Below are 19,918 nucleotides of genomic sequence, written 5' to 3' on the forward strand. Positions count from 1 at the left end.
TCTACCAGGGCGTACCGACCAAGGTCGGTACCCACCGTGGGTGTGTTACCCCGCCTTGCGCCGCAGCGGGGTCACGTTGCTCTTCTTCTTCGTGGCCTTCGCCGCCGGGGCTTCGGCATGTGCGGCGAAGAAGTCGCGCACCTTCGGGTACACCACCTCGCGCCAGCGGCGGCCGCTGAAGATGCCGTAATGGCCAGCACCTTCGACGATGAAATGCTCGCGGCGGTCAGCCGCGATACCGGTGCACAGCGCCTGCGCGGCTTCGGTCTGGCCGAGGCCGGCGATGTCGTCCAGCTCGCCTTCGATGCTCAGCAGCGCGGTATCGCGGATCGCCGACGGATCGACCTTCTCGCCGTTGACCACCCACTCGCCACGCGGCAGCAGGAAGTCCTGGAACACCACGCGGATGGTATCGAGGTAATACTTGGCCGGCATGTCCAGCACCGCGTTGTACTCGTCGTAGAAACGACGGTGCGCGTCGGCGTCTTCCAGGTCGCCCTTGACCAGGTCGGTGTAGAAATCCCAGTGCGAGCTGAAGTGGCGGCTCGGGTTCATCGACAGGAACCCGGCGTGCTGCAGGAAGCCCGGGTACACGCGGCGGCCGGCGCCGGGATAGCTGGCCGGCACGGTGTGGATGACGTTGTTCTCGAACCAGGACAGCGGGTTCTGCGTGGCCAGGTTGTTCACTGCGGTCGGGCTGCAGCGTGCATCGATCGGGCCGCCCATCATCACCAGTGTGCGCGGCGTCGCTTCGCCACGGCTGGCCATCAGCGAAACCGCAGCCAGTACCGGCACGGTCGGCTGGCACACGCTGACCACGTGCAGGCGCTCCACGCCAAGGTGGCGGATGAACTCCTGGATGTAGGCGATGTAGTCGTCCAGGCCGAACTCGCCTTCGCCGGCCGGCACCATGCGCGCATCGACCCAGTCGGTGACGTACACGCGGTGGTCGCGCAGCAGGGTGCGCACGGTATCGCGCAGCAGCGTGGCATGGTGGCCGGACAGCGGCGCCACCACCAGCACGAACGGCTGGTTGAGCATGGTGTGCAGTTGGTCGGCTTCATTGCTGTGGCGCTTGAAGCGCAGCAGCTTGCAGAACGGCTTGCTCACTTCCTCGTGCACGACGATCGGCACGCGCTCGCCATCGACGTCGATTTCGTTGATGCCCCACTCGGGCTTCTCGTAATCCTTGCCGATGCGATGGAAGAGTTCATTGACCGCCGCCAGGCGATCAGCACCGGGCATCTGCGACCACCAGTGGTCCTGGTTTGCGAAGAATTTGGCGTTGGCCTGGGCCTGGTGCACCCAGGGGGCGAGCAGGTTGCGGGTCAGTTCGTGCAGTTGATAGAGCATGACGACCGAATATGTATGGTCATATGTTGCCGCGCAGCATATCCCATCCGGGTGTCCCGCAGGTTAAGTCGGCTGAAAATAATGAATCCGGATTCACATCCGTTCCAGCGCGGCCGCATCGCCTGCCAGGGCGGGGCCGAGCCAGCAGTGCGACCCTACCGGCTGCAGGCCGTGCCGGGCCAGCGTCCGCCGGTACCAGCGCGCCGGACGGGCCTGGAAACCGTCGTGGTCGCCTTCGAACGCGTCCTCGGCGGCGAAGGTCTCCAGGAAGGCCACGCCGCCGGTCAGCTCCGCCACGCCGGCCAGGCCGGCACGCAGCTCGCGGTCGGGCACGTAGTGCATCACGTCCGAGCAGACCAGCAGGTCGACCGGGGCGCATGGCCGCAGCCAGGCGAAATCGCCGAAGCTGGCCAGGTGCAGGTTGCGGGTCCTGCCGTAGCGGCGCACAGCGTACTCGCTGCTGTCGAAGCCGAGGTATTCGACCTTCGGACGCAGCTTCAGCAGCGGCGCACGCCAGGCGCCTTCGCCGCAGCCGATATCCAGCACGCTGCGGATCGGTCGCTCCAGGTAGTACTCGGCACTGGCCACGGCCAACGCGACCTTGCGCGCCAGGCGGGCGCTGCCGCCGATGTCGGCACGGCGGTACCAGCGTTGGAAGTAGGCGGCGTCGTAGGTCTTGTCCATGGGGCGGTGCGCGATCGGGGAAAACGGCGCCTATCGTACGGTGTTGCGGCGCGCCATGCGTCGATGTGTCGCGGCGTGCGTGCCTGCGGCCCCCTTGCCATGGCATGCGAGAATGACGGCCAACCTACGCCAGCCGCCGGAGCGAGCGCATGCAGAGCTACTACTGGGTCAAGACCTTCCACATCGTGTTCGTGGTGGCGTGGATGGCCACGGTGTTCTACCTGCCGCGCATCCTGGTCAACCTGGCCGAGACCGCAGGCCAGCCGGCAGTGACCGAGCGCCTGCAGCTGATGGGCCTGCGCCTGTACCGCTTCGGCCACTCGATGTTCGGGCTGGCATTCCTGCTCGGGCTGGTGCTGTGGCTGGGCTACAAGGTCATTCCGGACTTCCCGACCATGGTCGCCCCGGGCGGTGCCGGTTGGCTGCATGCCAAGCTGGGGCTGGTCGTGGTGTTGCTGGCGTATTTCATCTGGATCGGGCGGCTGCTGAAGGGCGTGGCCAAGGGCAGGGCGCTGCCGTCGTCGCGCGCGCTGCGCTGGATCAACGAGATCCCGCTGCTGGCGTTCATTCCGATCGTGTGGCTGGTGCTGGCCAAGCCGTTCTGAGTGGGGTCATCTGTACCCGGTAGATCCACGCCATGCGTGGATGCCGCCAGGGCGCAAACGAAAGAGCCGGGCATCTGCCCGGCTCTTTCGTTTCTGCAATCACCTGCGTGTTGCCGGCCAGCGGCCGGCACTACCGGGCTTAGGCCGCTTCGTACGTGCCGTAGCTGCGCAGGCGGGTGTAGCGCTGCTCCAGCAGCTGCCCGGTGGACAGCTTTTCCAGCGCGTCCAGTTCGTTCAGCAGCACGGCCTTCAGGCGCTTGGCCATCTGCGTCGGGTTGCGGTGGGCGCCACCGGTTGGCTCGCGCACGACCTTGTCGACCAGGCCCAGGCTCTTCAGGCGCGGCGCGGTCAGGCCCAGCTGTTCGGCGGCATCCTTGGCCTTGCCGGCATCCTTCCACAGGATCGAGGCGCAGCCTTCCGGGGTGATGGTCGAGTACACCGAATACTCCAGCATCACGGTGCGGTCGCCCACGCCCAGCGCCAGCGCGCCGCCGGAGCCGCCTTCACCGATCACGGTGCAGATGATCGGCACCTTCAGTTCGGCCATCTCGATCAGGTTGCGCGCGATCGCTTCGGACTGGCCGCGCGATTCGGCGTCGATGCCCGGCCAGGCGCCGGCGGTGTCGATCAGGGTCAGTACCGGCAGGCCGAAGCGTTCGGCCATCTTCATCAGGCGCAGCGCCTTGCGGTAGCCCTCCGGCTTGGGCATGCCGAAGTTGCGCTTGATCTTTTCCTTGGTGTCACGGCCCTTCTGGTGGCCGATCACCATCACCGCGCGGCCGTTGATGCGCGCCAGGCCGCCCATGATGGCCTTGTCGTCGGCGAAGGCACGGTCACCGGCCAGTTCCTGGAACTCATCGCAGATGATGCGGATGTAGTCGGCGGTATACGGACGCGACGGGTGGCGGGCGAGCTGCAGCACCTGCCACGAGGTCAGGTTGCGGAAGATCTGCGCGGTGCGCACGCGCAGCTTGTCCTGCAGCGCATGCACTTCCGCCTCGACATTGACCGCCGGCCCGGCACTGGCGTTGCGCAGTTCCTGGATCTTGGCTTCCAGGTCGGCGATGGGTTGCTCGAAGTCGAGGTAGTTCGGATTCATCGGAAGCCGTCGTGTAAAGAAGGGGGGAATTCTAGCCGAATGCGTGCAAACCACCCGTACGCCTTCGTCTGGAAGGCGACGGTAGCGCAGCCGCGCAGGGGGCGCCAGTCAGCTCAGGGCACCACCAGGGCGCTGCGGCCCATCAGCTGGCTGCGCTGGGAGACGAAGTCGTTGTAGGCCTCGTTGGCCTCCCGGCCCAGGTTGCCGCCCAGGCTGGCGGTGGCCGAGGTGAAGGCCATCTGCGCGGCGAAGTCCTGCTTGCGCAGGGCCTTCTGTTCATCGGCGGTGGTGGCCTTCAGCCAGCGCGCATAGACCTCGCGCAGCGGCGCGGCATGCGCCTCGAAGGCCGGCACCAGCGCCGGCAGGCTGGCCGGGGCTGGTTCCAGGCTGAACACCGGGGCCACGTAGCCGGCCGGCTGCTTGCGCTTGAAGGCGCCGGGCTCGCCCATGCCTTCTTCCACGTAGGCGATGAAATCCGGCGCGGTGAACACCTTGGCCACGATCTGGCCGCCGCTGGAATCAACGTGGGCGACCACCTTTTCCTTCGGGAACGGTTCGCGCACGCCGTAGGTCCAGGTCTTGTCGATGAACAGTGCGTGGCTCTTCTCGAACGGGCCTTCGAAGTCGACGCCGCCCAGCTGGATACCGGAATTGCCGACGCCGAAGTTCTTCACCTTGCTTTCGTCGGTGACATAGATCTCGCGGGCGATCACGTACTCGCTGAGGGTCGGGTTGATCAGCCCGCCACGACCGTCGACGTAGACGATGAAGCGCACGTCGCCGAGCTTGTCGGTGTGCAGGCGGTGCTCGCCGATGGCCAGCGAGACCGGGCGCGAACCCTGCGCGGCCACCGGCAGGTCCTGGCCGTCGATGCTCAACGCCAGCGGCGTGTCGGTCGGGTTGTCGATCTGGAACTCGATCTTCGACGGGGAGCAGGCGGCCAGGGCCAGTGCGGCAGCGAACGGGAACAGCAGGGTCTTCATCGGCAATCGTCCTTGATACTTGGAACGGGGAAACAGGGGGGACAGGAAAACCAGGGAGCCAGCCTCAGCTGGCCCAGGGCGGGCTGTAGCGCACCTTCAACGTGCGCACGGCCGGGTCGGCGCGCAGCGCCTCCATCAGCTTGGAATCGATGCGCACCGCGCTCTGCCCGGACACATCGAGCATGCCGGCGACGCCACCGTGCGGCCCCTTCAGCAGCAGGTCCAGGCGCAGCGGCGTTCGCCCGGGGCGATGGCGGTCGAGCAGGGCGTCGATGCGCTCCCAGACCGGGCGCTGCTGGCGCAGGTCCAGGCGCAGCGACAGCCGCGTGGCGTAGTTGGCGCAGACTTCGTCGAAGTCCCAGCACTGGCGGATGCGCAGCGCGAAGCCGCCGTTGAATTCGTCCTCGCGCAGGCCACCCTTGACCACCAGGATGCGGTCCTTGGTCATCAGGTGGCCGAATTCGGCCATCGCGTCGGAGAACGCGCTGCACTCGACGCGGCCACGGCCGTCCTCGAGCTGGATGAAGATCTGGCTCTCACCCTTGCGGCGCACGCCGACCACCTGGCCGGCCAGCACGGTCTGCACTTCCGGGCGCCAGCGCTTTTCGCCGCCACCACCGCCACCGCTGTTGGCGCTCCAGATCTTCTCCACCGCGCCCAGGTCGTTGCCGACCAGGTCGCGCACGTCGTCGCGCCAGGGGTCGAACGGGTGGCCGCTGAGGTAGAAGCCCAGCGTGTCGCGCTCGCCATTGAGGCGCTGCAACAGCGGCCATTCCTCGGCTTCGGGCAGGTCCAGCTGGATCGTGGTCGCGCTCGGGTCGGGGCCGCCGAACAGCGAGTTCTGGCCCGACGCACGTTCGCGCGCCATCTGGTCGGTGGCCTTGATCACCTCAGGCAGCTGCAGCATCAGCGAGGCGCGGTTGTGGCCGAGCTCATCCAGTGCGCCGCAGTTGATCATCGCTTCCAGCGTGCGCCGGTTGAGCTTGGCCGAACCGACGCGGGTGCAGAAGTCGAGCAGGTCCTTGTACTCGCCGCCCTTCAGGCGTTCGTCGACCACCGCTTCGCAGGCACCCTGGCCGACGCCCTTGATCGCGCCCAGGCCGTACTGGATGGTGTCAGGCGTCACCGCCTCGAACATGAAGGCGGACTGGTTCACCTTCGGCGGCAGCACGGTCAGGCCGAGGTTGCGCACCTCGTCGAGGAAGCCGACCACCTTGTCGGTGTTGTCGAGGTCGGAAGACAGCGTGGCGGCCATGAACTCGGCCGGGTAGTGGCGCTTCAGCCAGGCGGTCTGGTAGCTGACCAGCGCATAGGCAGCGGCGTGGGACTTGTTGAAGCCGTAACCGGCGAACTTCTCCATCAGGTCGAAGATCGCATCGGCCTTGGCCTCGTCCACGCCGTCCTTGGCCGCGCCTTCGCGGAAGATCTCGCGGTGCTTGGCCATTTCCGCCGGCACCTTCTTGCCCATCGCGCGGCGCAGCAGGTCGGCGCCGCCCAGCGAGTAGCCGCCGACGATCTGCGCCATCTGCATCACCTGCTCCTGGTACACCATGATGCCGTAGGTGTCCTTCAGGATCGCTTCGGTGCGCGGATCGGGATAGATGATTTCTTCCTGGCCGTGCTTACGCGCGTTGAAGGAGGGAATCAGGTCCATCGGGCCGGGTCGATACAGCGACACCAGCGCGATCAGGTCTTCGAAACGGTCGGGGCGCGCATCCTTCAGCAGGCGGCGCATGCCCGAGGATTCGAACTGGAACACCGCGCCGGTATTGCCGTTGGCGAAGATGTCCTTGTAGGTGGGCGTGTCGTCCAGCGGGATCGCGGCGATGTCCACCGGCGGGATGCCGGCGCGCTCATGGCGCTTGTTGATCGCCTTCACCGCCCAGTCGATGATGGTCAGCGTGCGCAGGCCAAGGAAGTCGAACTTCACCAGGCCCACTTCTTCCACGTCGTTCTTGTCGAACTGGGTGACCGGGTTCTTGCCGAGGCCGTTCTCGTCGTGTTCGGCGTACAGCGGGCAGAACTCGCTCAGCGGCTCGGGACCGATCACCACGCCACCGGCATGCTTGCCGGCGTTGCGGGTCAGGTCTTCCAGCTGCAGCGCCAGATCGATCAGGTCGCGGACATCGTCCTCGGTCTCGTAGCGCTGGATCAGTTCGGCCGACGCCATCTCAGAGCTCGGGCCTTCCTTGCCCTTGCCCAGCGCATCCTTCAGGTGGATGCCGAGGATGTTCGGGATCAGCTTGGAAACGCCGTCGACCAGGCCGTACGGGAAACCGAGCACGCGGCCGGAGTCGCGCACCACCGCCTTGGCGGCCATGGTGCCGTAGGTAATGATCTGGCTGACGCGCTCGCGCCCGTACTTGCGTGCGACGTAGTCGATCACCTCGTCGCGGCGGTCCATGCAGAAGTCGATGTCGAAGTCGGGCATCGACACGCGTTCGGGATTGAGGAATCGCTCGAACAGCAGGTTGTAAGGCAGCGGATCCAGATCGGTGATCTTCAGCGCCCACGCCACCAGCGAACCGGCACCCGAACCACGGCCGGGGCCGATCGGAATGCCCTGGTTCTTGCCCCACTGGATGAAGTCGGCCACGATCAGGAAGTAGCCCGGGAAACCCATCTTGATGATGGTGTTGAGCTCGAATTCCAGGCGCTCGAAATACTCTTCGCGGGTCTTGCCCGGCGCCAGCGGATTCTTCTCCAGGCGCTCTTCCAGGCCGTCGCGCGACATCTTCTGGATCCAGGTGTCCAGGGTCTCGTCGTCCGGCACCGGGTAGTTGGGCAGGAAGTAGGTGCCCAGCCGCATCTCGATGTTGCAGCGCTCGGCCAGCGCCAGCGTGTTGTCGATCGCATCGGGGATGTCGGCGAACAGCGCGCACATCTCCTCGGCCGACTTCAGGTACTGCTGGTCGCTGTATTCGCGCGGGCGCTTGGGGTCGTCCAGCACGCGGCCGGTGGAAATGCACACGCGCGCCTCGTGCGCGCTGAAGTCCGACGGCGACAGGAAGCGCACGTCGTTGCTGGCCACCACCGGCAGGCCGCGCTGGCCGGCGGCCATCAGCGCGAACTGGTTGAAGGTTTCCTCGCCCTCGCGGCCGGTGCGGGTCAGCTCCAGGTGCAGGCCATCGCCGAACACGCGCTGCCAGTCGGCCAGCTGCTGCTCGGCCAGTTCATGCTTGCCGTCCAGCGCCAGGCGCCCGGCCAGGCTCTGCCGGCCGGCCAGCGCGAACAGGTTGGCGTTGCCGGCCTTCAGCCAGTCCGGGTGCACGGCCACGCCACCTTCCGGGCGATGGCCTTCCATCCAGGCGCGGGTCAGCAGGCGCGACAGGCTCAGGTAGCCCTCGCGATCGCGGCACAGCAGGGTCATCCGCCACGGGTCCTGGCCTTCCTCGGCGATCAGCACGTCGGCGCCGGCGATCGGCTTGATGCCCACGCCTTCGGCCGCCTTGTAGAACTTGACCAGGGCGAACAGGTTGTTGAGGTCGGTCACCGCCAGCGCGGGCAGGCCGAGTTCGACCGAGCGCGACAGCAGGTTGGCCTGCTTGGCCTTCTTCGGGTCCGCCTGGTCGGGCTTGGCCGGCACGCGGATGGTCGAGTCCGCCAGCGAGAACTCGGTGTGGACGTGGAGATGTACGAAGCGGGAGTTGGACATGCCGGACCAGGTTGGAGCGCGCGGGCCCCGGGTGCTGACGGAAGATCGTCGCCGGGGTCGGAATGCGCTGGAGTGCCCGGTCAGGGTAGCGAGGGCAGGGGGAGGCGACAAGCTCTTGACGGCACGCGATATCGCATTCGCGCTCTCGCCGCCCGTGGTTCGCAGGCGAATCGCGGGCCCCGTCTCACCGCGCTTCCACACCCTCCCGCCAGGGGCGCGTCCCCCTGACTCAGGGGGACTGTTCCCAAGCGGGGTTGCGGCAGCCGTTCAGGCGATCGCGGTGGTGGCCGCCTGCGCCGCTTCCAGGCATTCACGCACCGGGGAGAAGCTGCGCCGGTGCTCCGCGCAGGGGCCGTGCTCGCGCAGGGCGGCCAGGTGGGCCGGGGTGCCATAGCCCTTGTGCTGCTCGAAGCCGTACTGCGGGTGGCGGGTATGCACGTCCAGCATGTAACGGTCGCGCGAGACCTTGGCCAGGATCGAGGCGGCCATGATCGCGCGGTCGATGCCATCGCCGCCGACCAGCGCCTGCGCCGGCAGCACCAGGCCCTTGGGCACCACGTTGCCATCGATGCGGGCGAAGCCGGCCACATGGGCGACCGCTGCAACAACGTCACGCATGCCCTGCAGGGTGGCCTGGTAGATGTTCAGGCGGTCGATGGTGTCCACGTCCACCAGCACCACATGCCAGGCCAGGGCGCGCTCGACGATGCGGTCATGCAGCTGCTCGCGGCGGGCCGCGGTCAACTGCTTGGAATCGTCCAGGCCGTTGATGCGTGGCCGTGACGGATCGAATACCACCGCCGCCACCGCCACTGGCCCGGCCAGCGGGCCACGCCCGGCCTCGTCGACACCGGCGACCAGGCGCTCCGGCTCGACCACCGTCGCGCCGTCGAACAGGGCCAGGCTGGCCGCTGCGGCGTGACGGCGGCTCATGCCTGCGCCTGGTCGCGCATCAGCAGCTCGCCGACGGCATCGGCGGCACGCGCCGAAGCGTTGCGGCGCAGGCGCTCGTGCAGGCGCACGTACGTGTCCTGCAGGTCGATCACCCGTTGCGGGTGGTCGAACCACTGCTGGATGGCCGCGGTCAGCCTGTCCGGCGTGCAGTCGTGCTGCATCAGCTCCGGCGCCAGGTCCTGGCCGGCCAGGATGTTGGGCAGGGCGAAGCGGTCGACCTTGATCAGGCCCAGCGCCTTGACCAGCCGGTAGGTCAGTTCATTGACGCGGTAACCGACCACCATCGGCCGCTTCACCAGCATCGCTTCCAGGGTCGCGGTGCCGGAGGCCAGCACCACCACGTCGGCGGCGATCATCGCGTTGCGCGCCTGGCCATCCAGCACGTGCGAATAGGCCACCGGCAACGCCGAGCGCGACAGCTGTTCTTCGATCAGCTGCCGGCAGGCCGGGTTGGCGGCCGGCACCACCACATGCAGGCCCGGAATGCGTTCGGAAACCTGCCAGGCGGCTTCGAAGAAGGGTTCGCCCAGGCGCGAGATCTCGCCCAGGCGGCTGCCCGGCAACACCGCCAGCACCTTGGCCGAGGTCGGAAGGCCGAGCGCGGCGCGTGCTTCCTCGCGGTTACCCTGCAGCGGAATGTCATCGGCCATCGGGTGGCCGACGAAGCGCGCGTCGATGCCGTGCTTGGCATAGATCGGCGGTTCCATCGGGAACAGGCACAGCACCAGGTCCGCGCTGCTGCCGATCTTCTCGGCGCGCTTCTCGCGCCAGGCCCAGACCGAGGGACTGACGTAATGCACGGTGCGCACGCCGCGCTGCTTCAGCCAGCGCTCGATGCCCAGGTTGAAGTCGGGTGCGTCGATACCGATGAACACGTCCGGCTGCCATTCCAGGGCGCGCTGGCGGAACGCCGAGCGCAGCTTCAGCAGCCGCGGCAGGTGGCGCAGCACTTCGGTCAGGCCCATCACCGCCAGCTCGCTGGCATCGTGCCAGGTCTGGCAGCCGGCGCTGCGCATGGCATCGCCGCCAATGCCGGCGAACTCGGCATTCGGGAAGCGCGCCTTCAGCTCACGCACCAGGCCCGCACCGAGCAGGTCGCCGGACGCTTCACCGGCAACCAGTGCGATCCGCAACGGGCGCTCGCTGAGCACCCGCTGTGCAGGCACGCTGCCGGCCATCGAGGCCAGCGGAATCACCGCGGCGCCGGCCGGCGCCTGGCCGGTCGTGCTGCTCATCGCAGCAAGGGCCTCTCGGCGTGCTCGATGAAGTCCAGCATGGCCTTCACGTCATCGCTGTCACGCGCCTGTTCGGTCAGCTGCACCTTGGCTTCGGCCAGCGGCAGGCCTGCCACGTACAGCGTGCGGTAGGCACGCTTGATGGCCGAGATGCGGTCGGCGTCGAAGCCGCGGCGCTTCAGGCCTTCGCTGTTGATGCCGCGCGGGCGGCCCAGCGAATCGGTACCGACCATAGTGAACGGCGGTACATCGCCATTGGTCAGCGCGCCCATGCCGAGGAAGGCATGCGCACCGATGCGGCAGAACTGGTGGGCACCGGCGAAGCCGCTGATGATCACGTAGTCGCCCACGGTCACGTGGCCGGCCAGGGTGGTGTTGTTGGAGAACACGCAGAAGTTGCCGACATGGCAGTCGTGCGCCACGTGCGTGTAGGCCAGCATCCAGTTGTCGTTGCCGATGGTGGTGATGCCGCCGCCGCCGCCGGTGCCACGGTTGAGCGTGACGAACTCGCGGAACACGTTGCGGTCGCCGATCACCAGTTCGGTGCGCTCACCGGCGAACTTCTTGTCCTGCGGCTCGCCACCGATCGCGGCATGGCCGACGAAGCGGTTGTCGCGGCCAATCCGGGTCGGGCCGTGGATGCTGCAATGGGGGCCCACCACCGTGCCGGCGCCGATTTCAACGTCGGGGCCGATCAGGGTGAAGGCGCCCACCTGCACATCGTCGGCCAGGCGCGCGGCCGGATCGATGACGGCGGTGGGGTGGATCCGCGGTGCGTTGTCAGTCATTGCTGCCTCCAGTGGATCAGCCCTTGGCGCCGGCGCACATGACCTCGGCCGACGCGACGACTTCGCCGTTGACCTTGGCTTCGCCGTAGTACCAGCCCATGTTGCGGATCAGGCGCTTCATCTGCACATCCAGCATCAGCACGTCGCCGGGCACAACCTGCTTGTTGAAGCGGGCGTTTTCCACCTTGACCATGTAGAACAGCTTGGACTGCGCATCGCGGCCGAGCGTGAGCTGGGTCATGACGCCGCCGGCCTGCGCCAGCGCTTCGATGATCAGCACGCCGGGCATGATCGGGCGGCCCGGGAAGTGGCCCTGGAAGAACGGCTCGTTGATGCTGACGTTCTTCTGCGCCAGGATGCGCTTGGCCTCGACGTCGAGTTCAAGCACCCGGTCCACCAGCAGGAACGGGTAGCGGTGCGGAAGCAGTTCCTGGATCTGGCAGACGTCGATCGGAAGCTGCAGCGAATCGTTCATTCTTTCTCCTTGCCAGCAGCCAGGACACGGCGAGCCAATGCGTCCAGCTGCTTGAAGCGCGCGGCGTTCTTGCGCCACGTGCGGTTGTCGGTCAACGGGGTGCCGGACGAATACTCGCCCGGCTCATGGATGGAATTGCGGACCACCGACTTGCCGGTGATCACGACCTTGTCGCAGATTTCGAGGTGGCCGACCACGCCAACGTGGCCGCCGAGCAGGCAGTAGCGGCCGATCTTGGCGCTGCCGGCGATACCGGTGCAGCCGGCAATGGCCGAGTGCGCGCCGATCTGCACGTTGTGCGCGATCTGTACCAGATTATCCAGGCGCACGTCCTCGTCCAGCACGGTGTCTTCCAGCGCGCCGCGGTCGACGCAGGTATTGGCGCCGATCTCGCAATCGTCGCCGATGCGGACGCCGCCGAGCTGCGGCACCTTGATCCACTTGCCGGCGTCCATCGCAAGGCCGAAGCCATCGGCGCCGAGCACAGCACCGGGGTGCACGCGCACGCGCTTGCCGAGCTTGACCCGGGTAACCAGGGTCACGCGGGCGATCAGTTCGCAGCCATTGTCCAGGCTGCAGTCTTCGCCGATGACGCTGCCGGTGCCGATGATGCAGTTCTCGCCGACCACGCTGCGTGCGCCGATGGAGACGAACGGACCGATATGGGCGCTGGCGGCCACCTGGGCGTCGGGATCGATCACCGCACTGGGGTGGATGCCCGGCGGGCGGGTCGGCGCGATGTCGAACAGCGCGGCGATCTTGGCGAAGGCGGTGTATGGGTCCTTGGCCACGAGCGCGGCGCCCGGGGCGGCCTCGACGTCGTCGGCGCGCAGGACCACCAGCGAGGCGTGGCTGTCGGCCAGCTGGACGCGGTAACGCGGGTTGGCGAGGAAGGTCAGCTGGCCAGGGCCGGCATGGGCGAGGGTAGCCACGCCATGGATGGCGGTGGCGGGGTCGCCATGGACCTGCAGGCCGAACTGCTCGGCGAGTTGCTGGGCGGTGTAGGTGGGAGTATTCACGGCGGGAGTTTAACGTGTGACGCCATTGCGGTCATGCGGGGCGGTCATGCAGCCAACGGCAGGGCCCCTCGCGGCCGGCAGAGCCAGTCCCATGGGCTGGGTCGGACGGGGCGGGGCTGCGGGGGACGGCGCAAGTACGTCCATGTAGCCTTGGTCGCCGCATCCATGCGGCTCACACCCCCGCAGCCCCGCCCCGTCCGACCTCCGGCGGCGTGGCGCGAGTGCCAGCCACGGAAAAACAGAAAAGATCAAAAGCAGAGCGGGCGCTTCCGGCATACGGACCAAATGAAAACGCCGGGCAATGCCCGGCGCTTCGCACCCCGTCTGGTGGAGAGCCCCCCTTCTGTTAAGGGGGGCGCGCCAGCGGCGCGGGGGATAGGAGGGATGCGCGTGCAGTTCTGATGAACCGCAGGGCGGTTCGTCAGAACTGCCCACCGAACGTGAACTGCAGGCGTTCGATCTTGTCATCGTCTTCCTTCTTCAGCGGGAAGGCGTAGCTGATCGAGATCGGGCCAACCGGGGCGCGCCACAGCAGGGCCACACCGGTGGACACGCGCAGCTCGTTGGCCTTGAAGTTCTTGGTGCCGTTGTAGACGTTGCCGAAGTCGACGAAGGCCGACACGCGTGCCGACGGGCTGTCGAACAGGCGCGGGAAGTAGGCTTCGACCGAACCGACGGTCTTCAGCGAACCACCCAGCGGCTGGCCTTCCGGGTAACCGGTGGTGACTTCGCGCGGGCCGAGGGTGTTGTCCTCGAAGCCGCGCACCGAGTTGGTACCACCGGCGTAGAAGTTCTCGAAGAACGGCAGGCCGCTGGCGGTAACGGTGCGGGTGGTGCCATCCGGATTGGTCAGCGTACGGGTGTAGTCGTTGCCGTAGGCATCGCCGTAGCCGATTTCCGCACGGGTGTTGATCACCAGCGACGGCATGATCGGCCAGTACTTGCTGATCTGGTAGTTCAGCTTGTAGTACTCGATGGTCGAACCCGGCAGCGTGGTTTCCAGGCCGATGCGCTGGTAGGTACCGCGGGTCGGCATGAAGTAGTCGTTGCGCGAGTCGCGTGCCCAGCCCAGCTCGGTGCGCCAGGCGTGGAACGTGCGCTTACCGACTGCGTTGATGTAGTCGATGATCGACTGCGGGGTCGAGCCCTGGTAGGTGGTGATCTGGTTGCTGTCGATGCCGAACATCAGCGAGACGGTATCGGTCTCGGTCAGCGGCACGCCGAACACCACCTGCGCCGAACCATTGGTGCTGTTGTACTGCGCGGTGTTGAAGTCGGAGTAGTCCAACTCGCGCCAGGACAGGTTGTAGCCCAGCGACACGCCGTCATCGGTGAAGTACGGGTTGGTGTAGCTGAAGCCGTAGCGCTGCAGGTAGCTGCTGCGCGAGGCTTCGACCGACACGCGGTTGCCGCCGCCGAGGAAGTTGTTCTGCGACAGCTGCACCGAGGTGGTCATGCCGTAGGACTGCGAATAGCCCAGGCCGAACACGAAGCTGCCCGAGGTGGTTTCCTTGACGTTGTAGACGACGTCGACCTGGTCGTTGCTGCCGCTGACGGCCGGGGTCTCCACTTCCACCGATTCGAAGTAGCCCAGGCGCTGCAGGCGGATCTTGGAGCGGTCGATCGCGGCCTGCGAGTACCAGCTGTTCTCGAACTGGCGCAGCTCGCGACGCATCACTTCGTCGGAGGTACGGGTATTGCCGCGGAACAGGATGCGGCGCACCGACACGCGCGGGCCGGGCACGACCTGCATGTTGATGGCGACGGTCTGCTCGGCGCGGTTGGTGGTCGGAATCGGGTTCACCTTGGCGAACGCGTAGCCGATGTTGGACAGCGAATTGGTGATGGTGTCCGAGCTGAATTCCAGCAGGGCGCGCGAGAACGTGTCGCCGGACTTCTGGATCACCATGCGCTCGACGTCCTCCTGCGGGAGGATGGTGTCGCCGCTGACCTTGATCTCGGAGATCTTGTACTGCGCACCCTCGGTCACGCCCGCGGTCAGGAACATGTCGCGCTTGTCGGGGCTGATCGAGACCTGGGTGGAATCGATGCTGAAATCGACGTAGCCGCGGTCCAGGTACCAGGAGTTGAGCTTTTCCAGGTCGCCGGACAGCTTTTCCTTGGAGTACTGGTCGTCACGGCGGTACCACGAGGCCCAGTTGTGCTCCTTGGACTCCCAGGTCTCCAGGATGTCCTTGCTCTCGTACTTCTCGGTGCCGACCAGGTTGACGTGGCGGATCTTGGCCGCCTTGCCTTCCTTGATGGCGATGGCGATGTCCACGCGGTTGCGGTCCAGCGGGCTCACCGTCGGGGTGATGTCGACGTTGTACTTGCCGCGGTCGTTGTACTGGCGGCGCAGTTCCTGGGTCACGCGGTCCAGGCTCAGGCGATCGAAGGTGCCGCCCTCGGTCAGGCCGATGTCGGACAGGCCCTTGAGCAGCTGGTCGGACTTGATGTCCTTGTTGCCGGTCACGGTCAGCTTGTTGATCGCCGGGCGTTCCTTGACGGTCACCACCAGGATCGTGCCCTGGCGGTCCAGCTGCACGTCTTCGAAGAAGCCGGTCTTGTACAGGGCGCGGATCGTCTCGCCGACCTTGTTGTCGGTGACCGTCTCGCCACGTTCCACCGGCAGGTAGGTGAACACCGTGCCCGAGCTGATGCGCTGCAGGCCATCGACGCGGATGTCGCTGACAGTGAAGGGCTCGGCTGCCTGGGCCAGGGCGGGAGCGCCGGTGACGGCGGCGAGGGCGAGGGCCAGCAGGCGGCGATTGGGGAGTCGCGTCATGTCACGTCCGGTAGGAAGGTCGATTTCATTGGTGCGGGATGCCGACGCTGTAGACGGCAACAACGTGGAAAAGTTCATCGCGGGACCAGGCCGAGGATGTCGTTGTAGAACGCCAACCCCATCAGCCCGGCCAGCAACGCCAGGCCGATGTATTGGCCGGCGGCGATGGCACGCTCGCTCAGCGGGCTGCCCTTGACCAACTCGATAAGGTAATACAGCAGGTGGCCGCCGTCCAAGATCGGGATCGGCAGCAGGTTGATGATGCACAGGCTGAGGGACAGCAGGGCAAGGAACTGCAGGAACCAGTCGAGGCCGCGCTTGGCCGAGACATTGGCCACGCGGGCGATGGTGACCGGCCCGGAAACGTTCTGCAGCGAGGCCTTGCCGGTGACGATGCGGCCCATCATGCCCAGCGAGTCGGCCGCCAGGCGGCCGGTTTCGCGCACCGCGACGGTCACCGCGTCCAGCGGCCCGTAGCGCAGCAGGGTGTCGTAGGCGGGGCTGTAGGTGGTGGGGAAGCCGACGCCGATCTGCCAGACCGGGTTGCCCTTGCCGTCCTTGCCCTGGCGCGGGGTGACTTCCAGCGCCAGGCGCTCGCCGCCACGCAGGACCTCGATCATCCCCGGTCCGCCGGCGCGGCCCAGGGCCTGGATCTCGCCGATCACCTGGTCGACGCTGTCGATGCGCTGGCCATCGATGGCCACGATCAGGTCGCCTGGCTGCAGTTGCCCGGCCACCACGGAGTCTGCGGTGAGCGAATCGACCCGCGCCGGCTGCAGCCACGACTGCCAGTACAGGCCGGCCAGGATCGGCACCCGCCGTTCATCGAAACCGGCCGGCAGCTGCGACAGCGGCAGGGTGCGCATGCGCACCTGGTCGGCCGCATCCAGCACTTCCAGCTTCACGTCACGGCGGTCCATCGCGGCGGCGGTCAGCGCCATGCTGGCCTCGCCGAGAGTGACCACCTGGCGCTCGTCCACGCGCAGCACGCGGTCGCCGCTGGCCAGGCCGGCACTGGCGGCGATGCCGCTGACGCGGCCGATGGTGGGCGAGTAGTCCTGCTTGCCGATCACGAACATCGCCCACAACAGCAGGATGCACAGCAGCAGGTTGGCGATCGGGCCGGCGGCGACGATGGCGATGCGCTGCCAGACGGTCTTGTGGTTGAAGGCCTGGCCGCGCTCGTGCGGGTGGACTTCGACCTCGCGTTCGTCGAGGAACTTCACGTAGCCACCCAGCGGGATGGCGGCGATGGCGAATTCGGTACCGTGCCTGTCGCGGCGCGACCACAGCGGCCGGCCGAAGCCGACCGAGAAGCGCAGGATCTTGACCCCGCACAGGCGTCCGACCCAGTAATGCCCGAACTCGTGGAACGTGACCAGCAGCCCGAGGCTGACAATCATCCACCAGACCGATCCGATGAAGTCAGTCATGCAGGCTCACAGTGGCGGGCAGGGGCGGCGGCGTCATGCTGGGCGAGGCGGTCGTTCAGGCGGCGTCGATGGCGTTCAGGGTGAGCTGGCGTGCCCGCTGGTCGGCGGACAACAGGACCTCCAGTGTATCGGCTGCTTGCGTCGGCAGTGTTGAAAGAGCGTTAGCAACCAGCTCCGGGATCGTCAGGAAACCGATCCGGCCCTGAAGAAACGCTGAAACCGCCTCTTCGTTGGCGGCGTTCAGCACCGCCGGTGCGGTGCCGCCGTCCTGCATCGCCTGCCAGGCCAGGGCCAGGCAGGGGAAGGCGTCGGTGTCCGGGGCCTCGAAATCCAGCCGGCCCTGGGCCAGCAGGTCCAGCCCGGCCACGCCCGAGTCGATGCGCTGCGGCCAGCCCAGGCCGACGGCGAGGGTGGTGCGCATGTCCGGCAAGCCCATCTGCGCCAGGGTCGAGCCGTCGACGAACTCGACCAGCGAATGGACCAGGCTCTGCGGGTGCACCAGCACCTCGATGCGTTCACCGGGCACGCCGAACAGGTGGTGGGCCTCGATGACTTCCAGGCCCTTGTTCATCAACGTCGCCGAATCGACCGAGATCTTCGGTCCCATCGACCACTTCGGGTGGGCAACGGCCTGCGCCGGGGTGACCTGGGCCAGTTCGGCGCGGCTGCGGCCACGGAACGGGCCGCCGGAGGCGGTCAGCAGGATCCGGCGCACGCCGGCGCCGTCGACGCTGGCGTCGCGCGAGCGCAGGCACTGGAAGATCGCGCTGTGTTCGCTGTCGATCGGGATGATTTCGGCGCCGGCACGTTCGGCGGTGCGGGTCAGCAGCTCGCCGGCCAGCACCAGCGATTCCTTGTTGGCCAGCAGGATGCGCTTGCCGGCGGCGGCCGCGGCGAGGGTCGAGGACAGGCCGGCAGCGCCGACGATGGCCGCGACCACGGTATCGCAGGCGTCGCTGGCGGCCAGCTGGTCCAGCGCGGCCTGGCCGGCATGGGCCTCGGTGGCCAGTCCGGCGTCGCGCAGGCCGTCGCGCAGTTCGGCGAACAGCGATTCGTCGGCGATCACCGCGTGCGCCGGCTTGTGCTGGCGGCACAGCGCCAGCAGCGCCTGCACCTGGCGGCCGGCGGCGAGCACGGTGGCCTGGTAGCGCTGCGGGTGGCGGGCGATCACGTCCAGCGTGGAGGCACCGATCGAGCCGGTGGCGCCGAATACGGCGACCCGGCGCAGGTCTGCAGCAGCATTCATGGTCAGAACCCGAAGATTTCCTTGCCCAGCGCGAACACCGGTACGGCGGCCAGGACGCCGTCGACACGGTCGAGCACGCCGCCATGGCCCGGGATCAGGTGGCCCGAATCCTTGGCGCCGGCGTGGCGCTTGATCAGGCTCTCGAACAGGTCACCCAGCACCGAGGCGAACACGGCCACCACCGAGGTGATCAGCAGGCCCGGCAGGTGTGCGGTATCGATGCCCGCCAGCCAGCCCAGGCCGACGGCCACGGCGACACCGGCCAGCAGGCCGCCGAACAGGCCTTCCCAGGTCTTGTTGGGGCTGATCCGCGGGGCCAGCTTGTGCTTGCCGAAATGGCGGCCGGCGAAATAGGCGCCCGAGTCGGCCGCCCACACCAGCGCCAATGCAGCCAGCAGCCACAGGTGGCCCTGCTTGCCCGGCGGATCGCCACCGGCATGGATCAGCACCAGCGCGGCCCAGGCCGGCACGATGGCCAGGGTGCCGGCCAGCATCTTCAGGATGCGCGAGGGCGCCGACGGCTGTGCGCCGAAATTGAAGAAGCGCAGCCAGACCAGCGCGGCCAGCCACCAGGCAACGCCGGCCAGGGTGGTTATCTGGAACAGCACCAGCGTGCTGCCATCGGCCCAGACCAGCAGCACCATCAGCAGCAGGTTCAGCACCAGCAGCACGGTGCGCGCCAGGGTGTCTTCGATACCGGCCAGCTTCAGCCACTCCCACAGGCCGATCAGCAGCACCGCGGCGGCGGCGGCGGCCAGCCATTGCGTGGGCAGCAGCAGGATCGCCGCAATGGCAACCGGCGCCATGATCAGCGCGGCAAGGACTCGGGTCTTGGTCATGGGCTGGAAGTCTCGGTGGCCAGTGCGGCGATCTGGGCGCTGGTCAGGCCGAAACGACGCTCGCGGCCGGCATAGGCGTCCAGCGCCTGCTGCAGCTGCCCGGCATCGAAGTCCGGCCACAGGGCCTCGGTGAACCACAGCTCGGTGTAGGCCAGCTGCCACAGCAGGAAATTGCTGATGCGGGTGTCGCCGCCGGTGCGGATGAACAGGTCCGGCGGCGGCAGGTCGGCCAGGGCGACCTGGCTGCCCAGCAGCGATTCGTCGATCTGCTCGGGCAACAGGCGACCGGCCGCCACTTCGACGGCCAGGGCGCGCGCAGCGCGGGCGATGTCCTGGCGGCCACCATAGCTGGCGGCGATCGACAGGGTCAGGGTGGTGTTGTCGGCGGTGCGCTGCTCGGCCAGCTGCATGCGGCTGACCAGCCCGGCACCGAAGCGCTCGCGTTCGCCGATGAAGCGTACGCGCACGCCACGCCGGTGCAGCTCGTCCACTTCGCGGTCGAGCGCGCCGAGGAACAGCTTCATCAACGCATCCACTTCCTCCTGCGGCCGGCCCCAGTTCTCGCTGGAGAAGGCGAACAGGGTCAGCGCCGGAATGCCCAGTTCAAGGCAGCGCTCGATGGTGCGGTTGACCGCGCGGGCGCCGGCACGGTGGCCGATCACGCGGGGGCGACGGCGCTGCTGTGCCCAGCGCCCATTGCCATCCATGATGATGGCAATGTGGCGGGGCAGGGCGGCCGGCAACGGAGGCGGGGCTGAAGGCATC

The 19,918-nt window shown here is 67.4% G+C and carries 16 protein-coding genes; 1 reads left to right on the top strand and 15 read right to left on the bottom strand.

Annotation, left to right across the window (positions count from 1 at the left end; genetic code table 11):
* Positions 1-45: 45 nt before the first annotated feature.
* Positions 46-1,353 carry a polyhydroxyalkanoate depolymerase gene (locus AB1281_RS04900; RefSeq protein ID WP_430345209.1) on the bottom strand — a complete coding sequence of 436 codons (1,308 nt, stop codon included), beginning with the start codon at positions 1,351-1,353 and terminating at the stop codon, positions 46-48.
* Positions 1,354-1,446: 93 nt separating this feature from the next.
* On the bottom strand, positions 1,447-2,037 hold the full coding sequence (locus AB1281_RS04905; protein WP_005415837.1) for a class I SAM-dependent DNA methyltransferase: 591 nt from the start codon (positions 2,035-2,037) through the stop codon (positions 1,447-1,449).
* A gap of 149 nt (positions 2,038-2,186) precedes the next feature.
* Between AB1281_RS04905 and AB1281_RS04910 the strand changes: the two genes are divergently transcribed.
* Entirely contained in the window at positions 2,187-2,642 is a 456-nt protein-coding gene (locus AB1281_RS04910) for a CopD family protein (RefSeq protein WP_014036492.1), read from the top strand.
* A 139-nt stretch (positions 2,643-2,781) separates the two neighbouring features.
* Here the strand turns inward: AB1281_RS04910 and AB1281_RS04915 are convergent, their stop codons facing one another.
* The 13 genes from AB1281_RS04915 to uppS all read right to left on the bottom strand — a co-directional run bounded on the left by AB1281_RS04915 (position 2,782) and on the right by uppS (position 19,917).
* The gene (locus AB1281_RS04915) at positions 2,782-3,741 is read right to left on the bottom strand and encodes an acetyl-CoA carboxylase carboxyltransferase subunit alpha (RefSeq protein WP_075674935.1); all 960 of its coding nucleotides are present in this window, start codon (positions 3,739-3,741) and stop codon (positions 2,782-2,784) included.
* A 113-nt stretch (positions 3,742-3,854) separates the two neighbouring features.
* Positions 3,855-4,724, bottom strand: a complete 870-nt coding sequence (locus AB1281_RS04920) for a hypothetical protein (protein WP_430345210.1) — start codon at positions 4,722-4,724, stop codon at positions 3,855-3,857.
* 64 nt (positions 4,725-4,788) lie between these two features.
* Complete coding sequence (dnaE, locus tag AB1281_RS04925) at positions 4,789-8,379, bottom strand: DNA polymerase III subunit alpha (protein ID WP_014036495.1); 3,591 nt, start codon at positions 8,377-8,379, stop codon at positions 4,789-4,791.
* 267 nt (positions 8,380-8,646) lie between these two features.
* Positions 8,647-9,312 (bottom strand): ribonuclease HII, encoded by a 666-nt coding sequence (locus AB1281_RS04930; protein ID WP_430345211.1) that lies wholly within the window; start codon positions 9,310-9,312, stop codon positions 8,647-8,649.
* Positions 9,309-10,511, bottom strand: coding sequence for a lipid-A-disaccharide synthase (lpxB, locus tag AB1281_RS04935; RefSeq protein WP_430346973.1), 1,203 nt, complete (start codon positions 10,509-10,511; stop codon positions 9,309-9,311). Before lpxB ends, AB1281_RS04930 begins: the two co-directional genes overlap by 4 nt.
* Before the next feature lie 53 nt (positions 10,512-10,564).
* Positions 10,565-11,356, bottom strand: a complete 792-nt coding sequence (gene lpxA, locus AB1281_RS04940) for an acyl-ACP--UDP-N-acetylglucosamine O-acyltransferase (protein WP_014036498.1) — start codon at positions 11,354-11,356, stop codon at positions 10,565-10,567.
* Positions 11,357-11,372: 16 nt separating this feature from the next.
* On the bottom strand, positions 11,373-11,831 hold the full coding sequence (gene fabZ, locus AB1281_RS04945; RefSeq protein ID WP_005415845.1) for a 3-hydroxyacyl-ACP dehydratase FabZ: 459 nt from the start codon (positions 11,829-11,831) through the stop codon (positions 11,373-11,375).
* Positions 11,828-12,850, bottom strand: coding sequence for a UDP-3-O-(3-hydroxymyristoyl)glucosamine N-acyltransferase (lpxD, locus tag AB1281_RS04950; protein ID WP_430345212.1), 1,023 nt, complete (start codon positions 12,848-12,850; stop codon positions 11,828-11,830). Before lpxD ends, fabZ begins: the two co-directional genes overlap by 4 nt.
* Before the next feature lie 421 nt (positions 12,851-13,271).
* Positions 13,272-15,635: an outer membrane protein assembly factor BamA gene (gene bamA, locus AB1281_RS04955; RefSeq protein ID WP_430345213.1), complete on the bottom strand. Its 2,364-nt coding sequence runs from the start codon at positions 15,633-15,635 to the stop codon at positions 13,272-13,274.
* Positions 15,636-15,709: 74 nt separating this feature from the next.
* On the bottom strand, positions 15,710-17,068 hold the full coding sequence (gene rseP / locus AB1281_RS04960) for an RIP metalloprotease RseP (RefSeq protein ID WP_014036502.1): 1,359 nt from the start codon (positions 17,066-17,068) through the stop codon (positions 15,710-15,712).
* Positions 17,069-17,123: 55 nt separating this feature from the next.
* A complete protein-coding gene (locus AB1281_RS04965) occupies positions 17,124-18,314 on the bottom strand; it encodes a 1-deoxy-D-xylulose-5-phosphate reductoisomerase (RefSeq protein ID WP_430345214.1) in 1,191 nt (396 codons plus the stop codon).
* A gap of 2 nt (positions 18,315-18,316) precedes the next feature.
* Positions 18,317-19,153 (bottom strand): phosphatidate cytidylyltransferase, encoded by an 837-nt coding sequence (locus AB1281_RS04970; RefSeq protein WP_014036504.1) that lies wholly within the window; start codon positions 19,151-19,153, stop codon positions 18,317-18,319.
* The gene (gene uppS / locus AB1281_RS04975) at positions 19,150-19,917 is read right to left on the bottom strand and encodes a polyprenyl diphosphate synthase (RefSeq protein ID WP_032956844.1); all 768 of its coding nucleotides are present in this window, start codon (positions 19,915-19,917) and stop codon (positions 19,150-19,152) included. The genes AB1281_RS04970 and uppS overlap by 4 nt, the downstream gene beginning before the upstream one ends.
* Position 19,918 lies beyond the last annotated feature (1 nt).

Origin of the sequence: Stenotrophomonas sp. NRRL B-14846 (genome assembly GCF_050473585.1) — a bacterium.
GTDB lineage: Bacteria > Pseudomonadota > Gammaproteobacteria > Xanthomonadales > Xanthomonadaceae > Stenotrophomonas.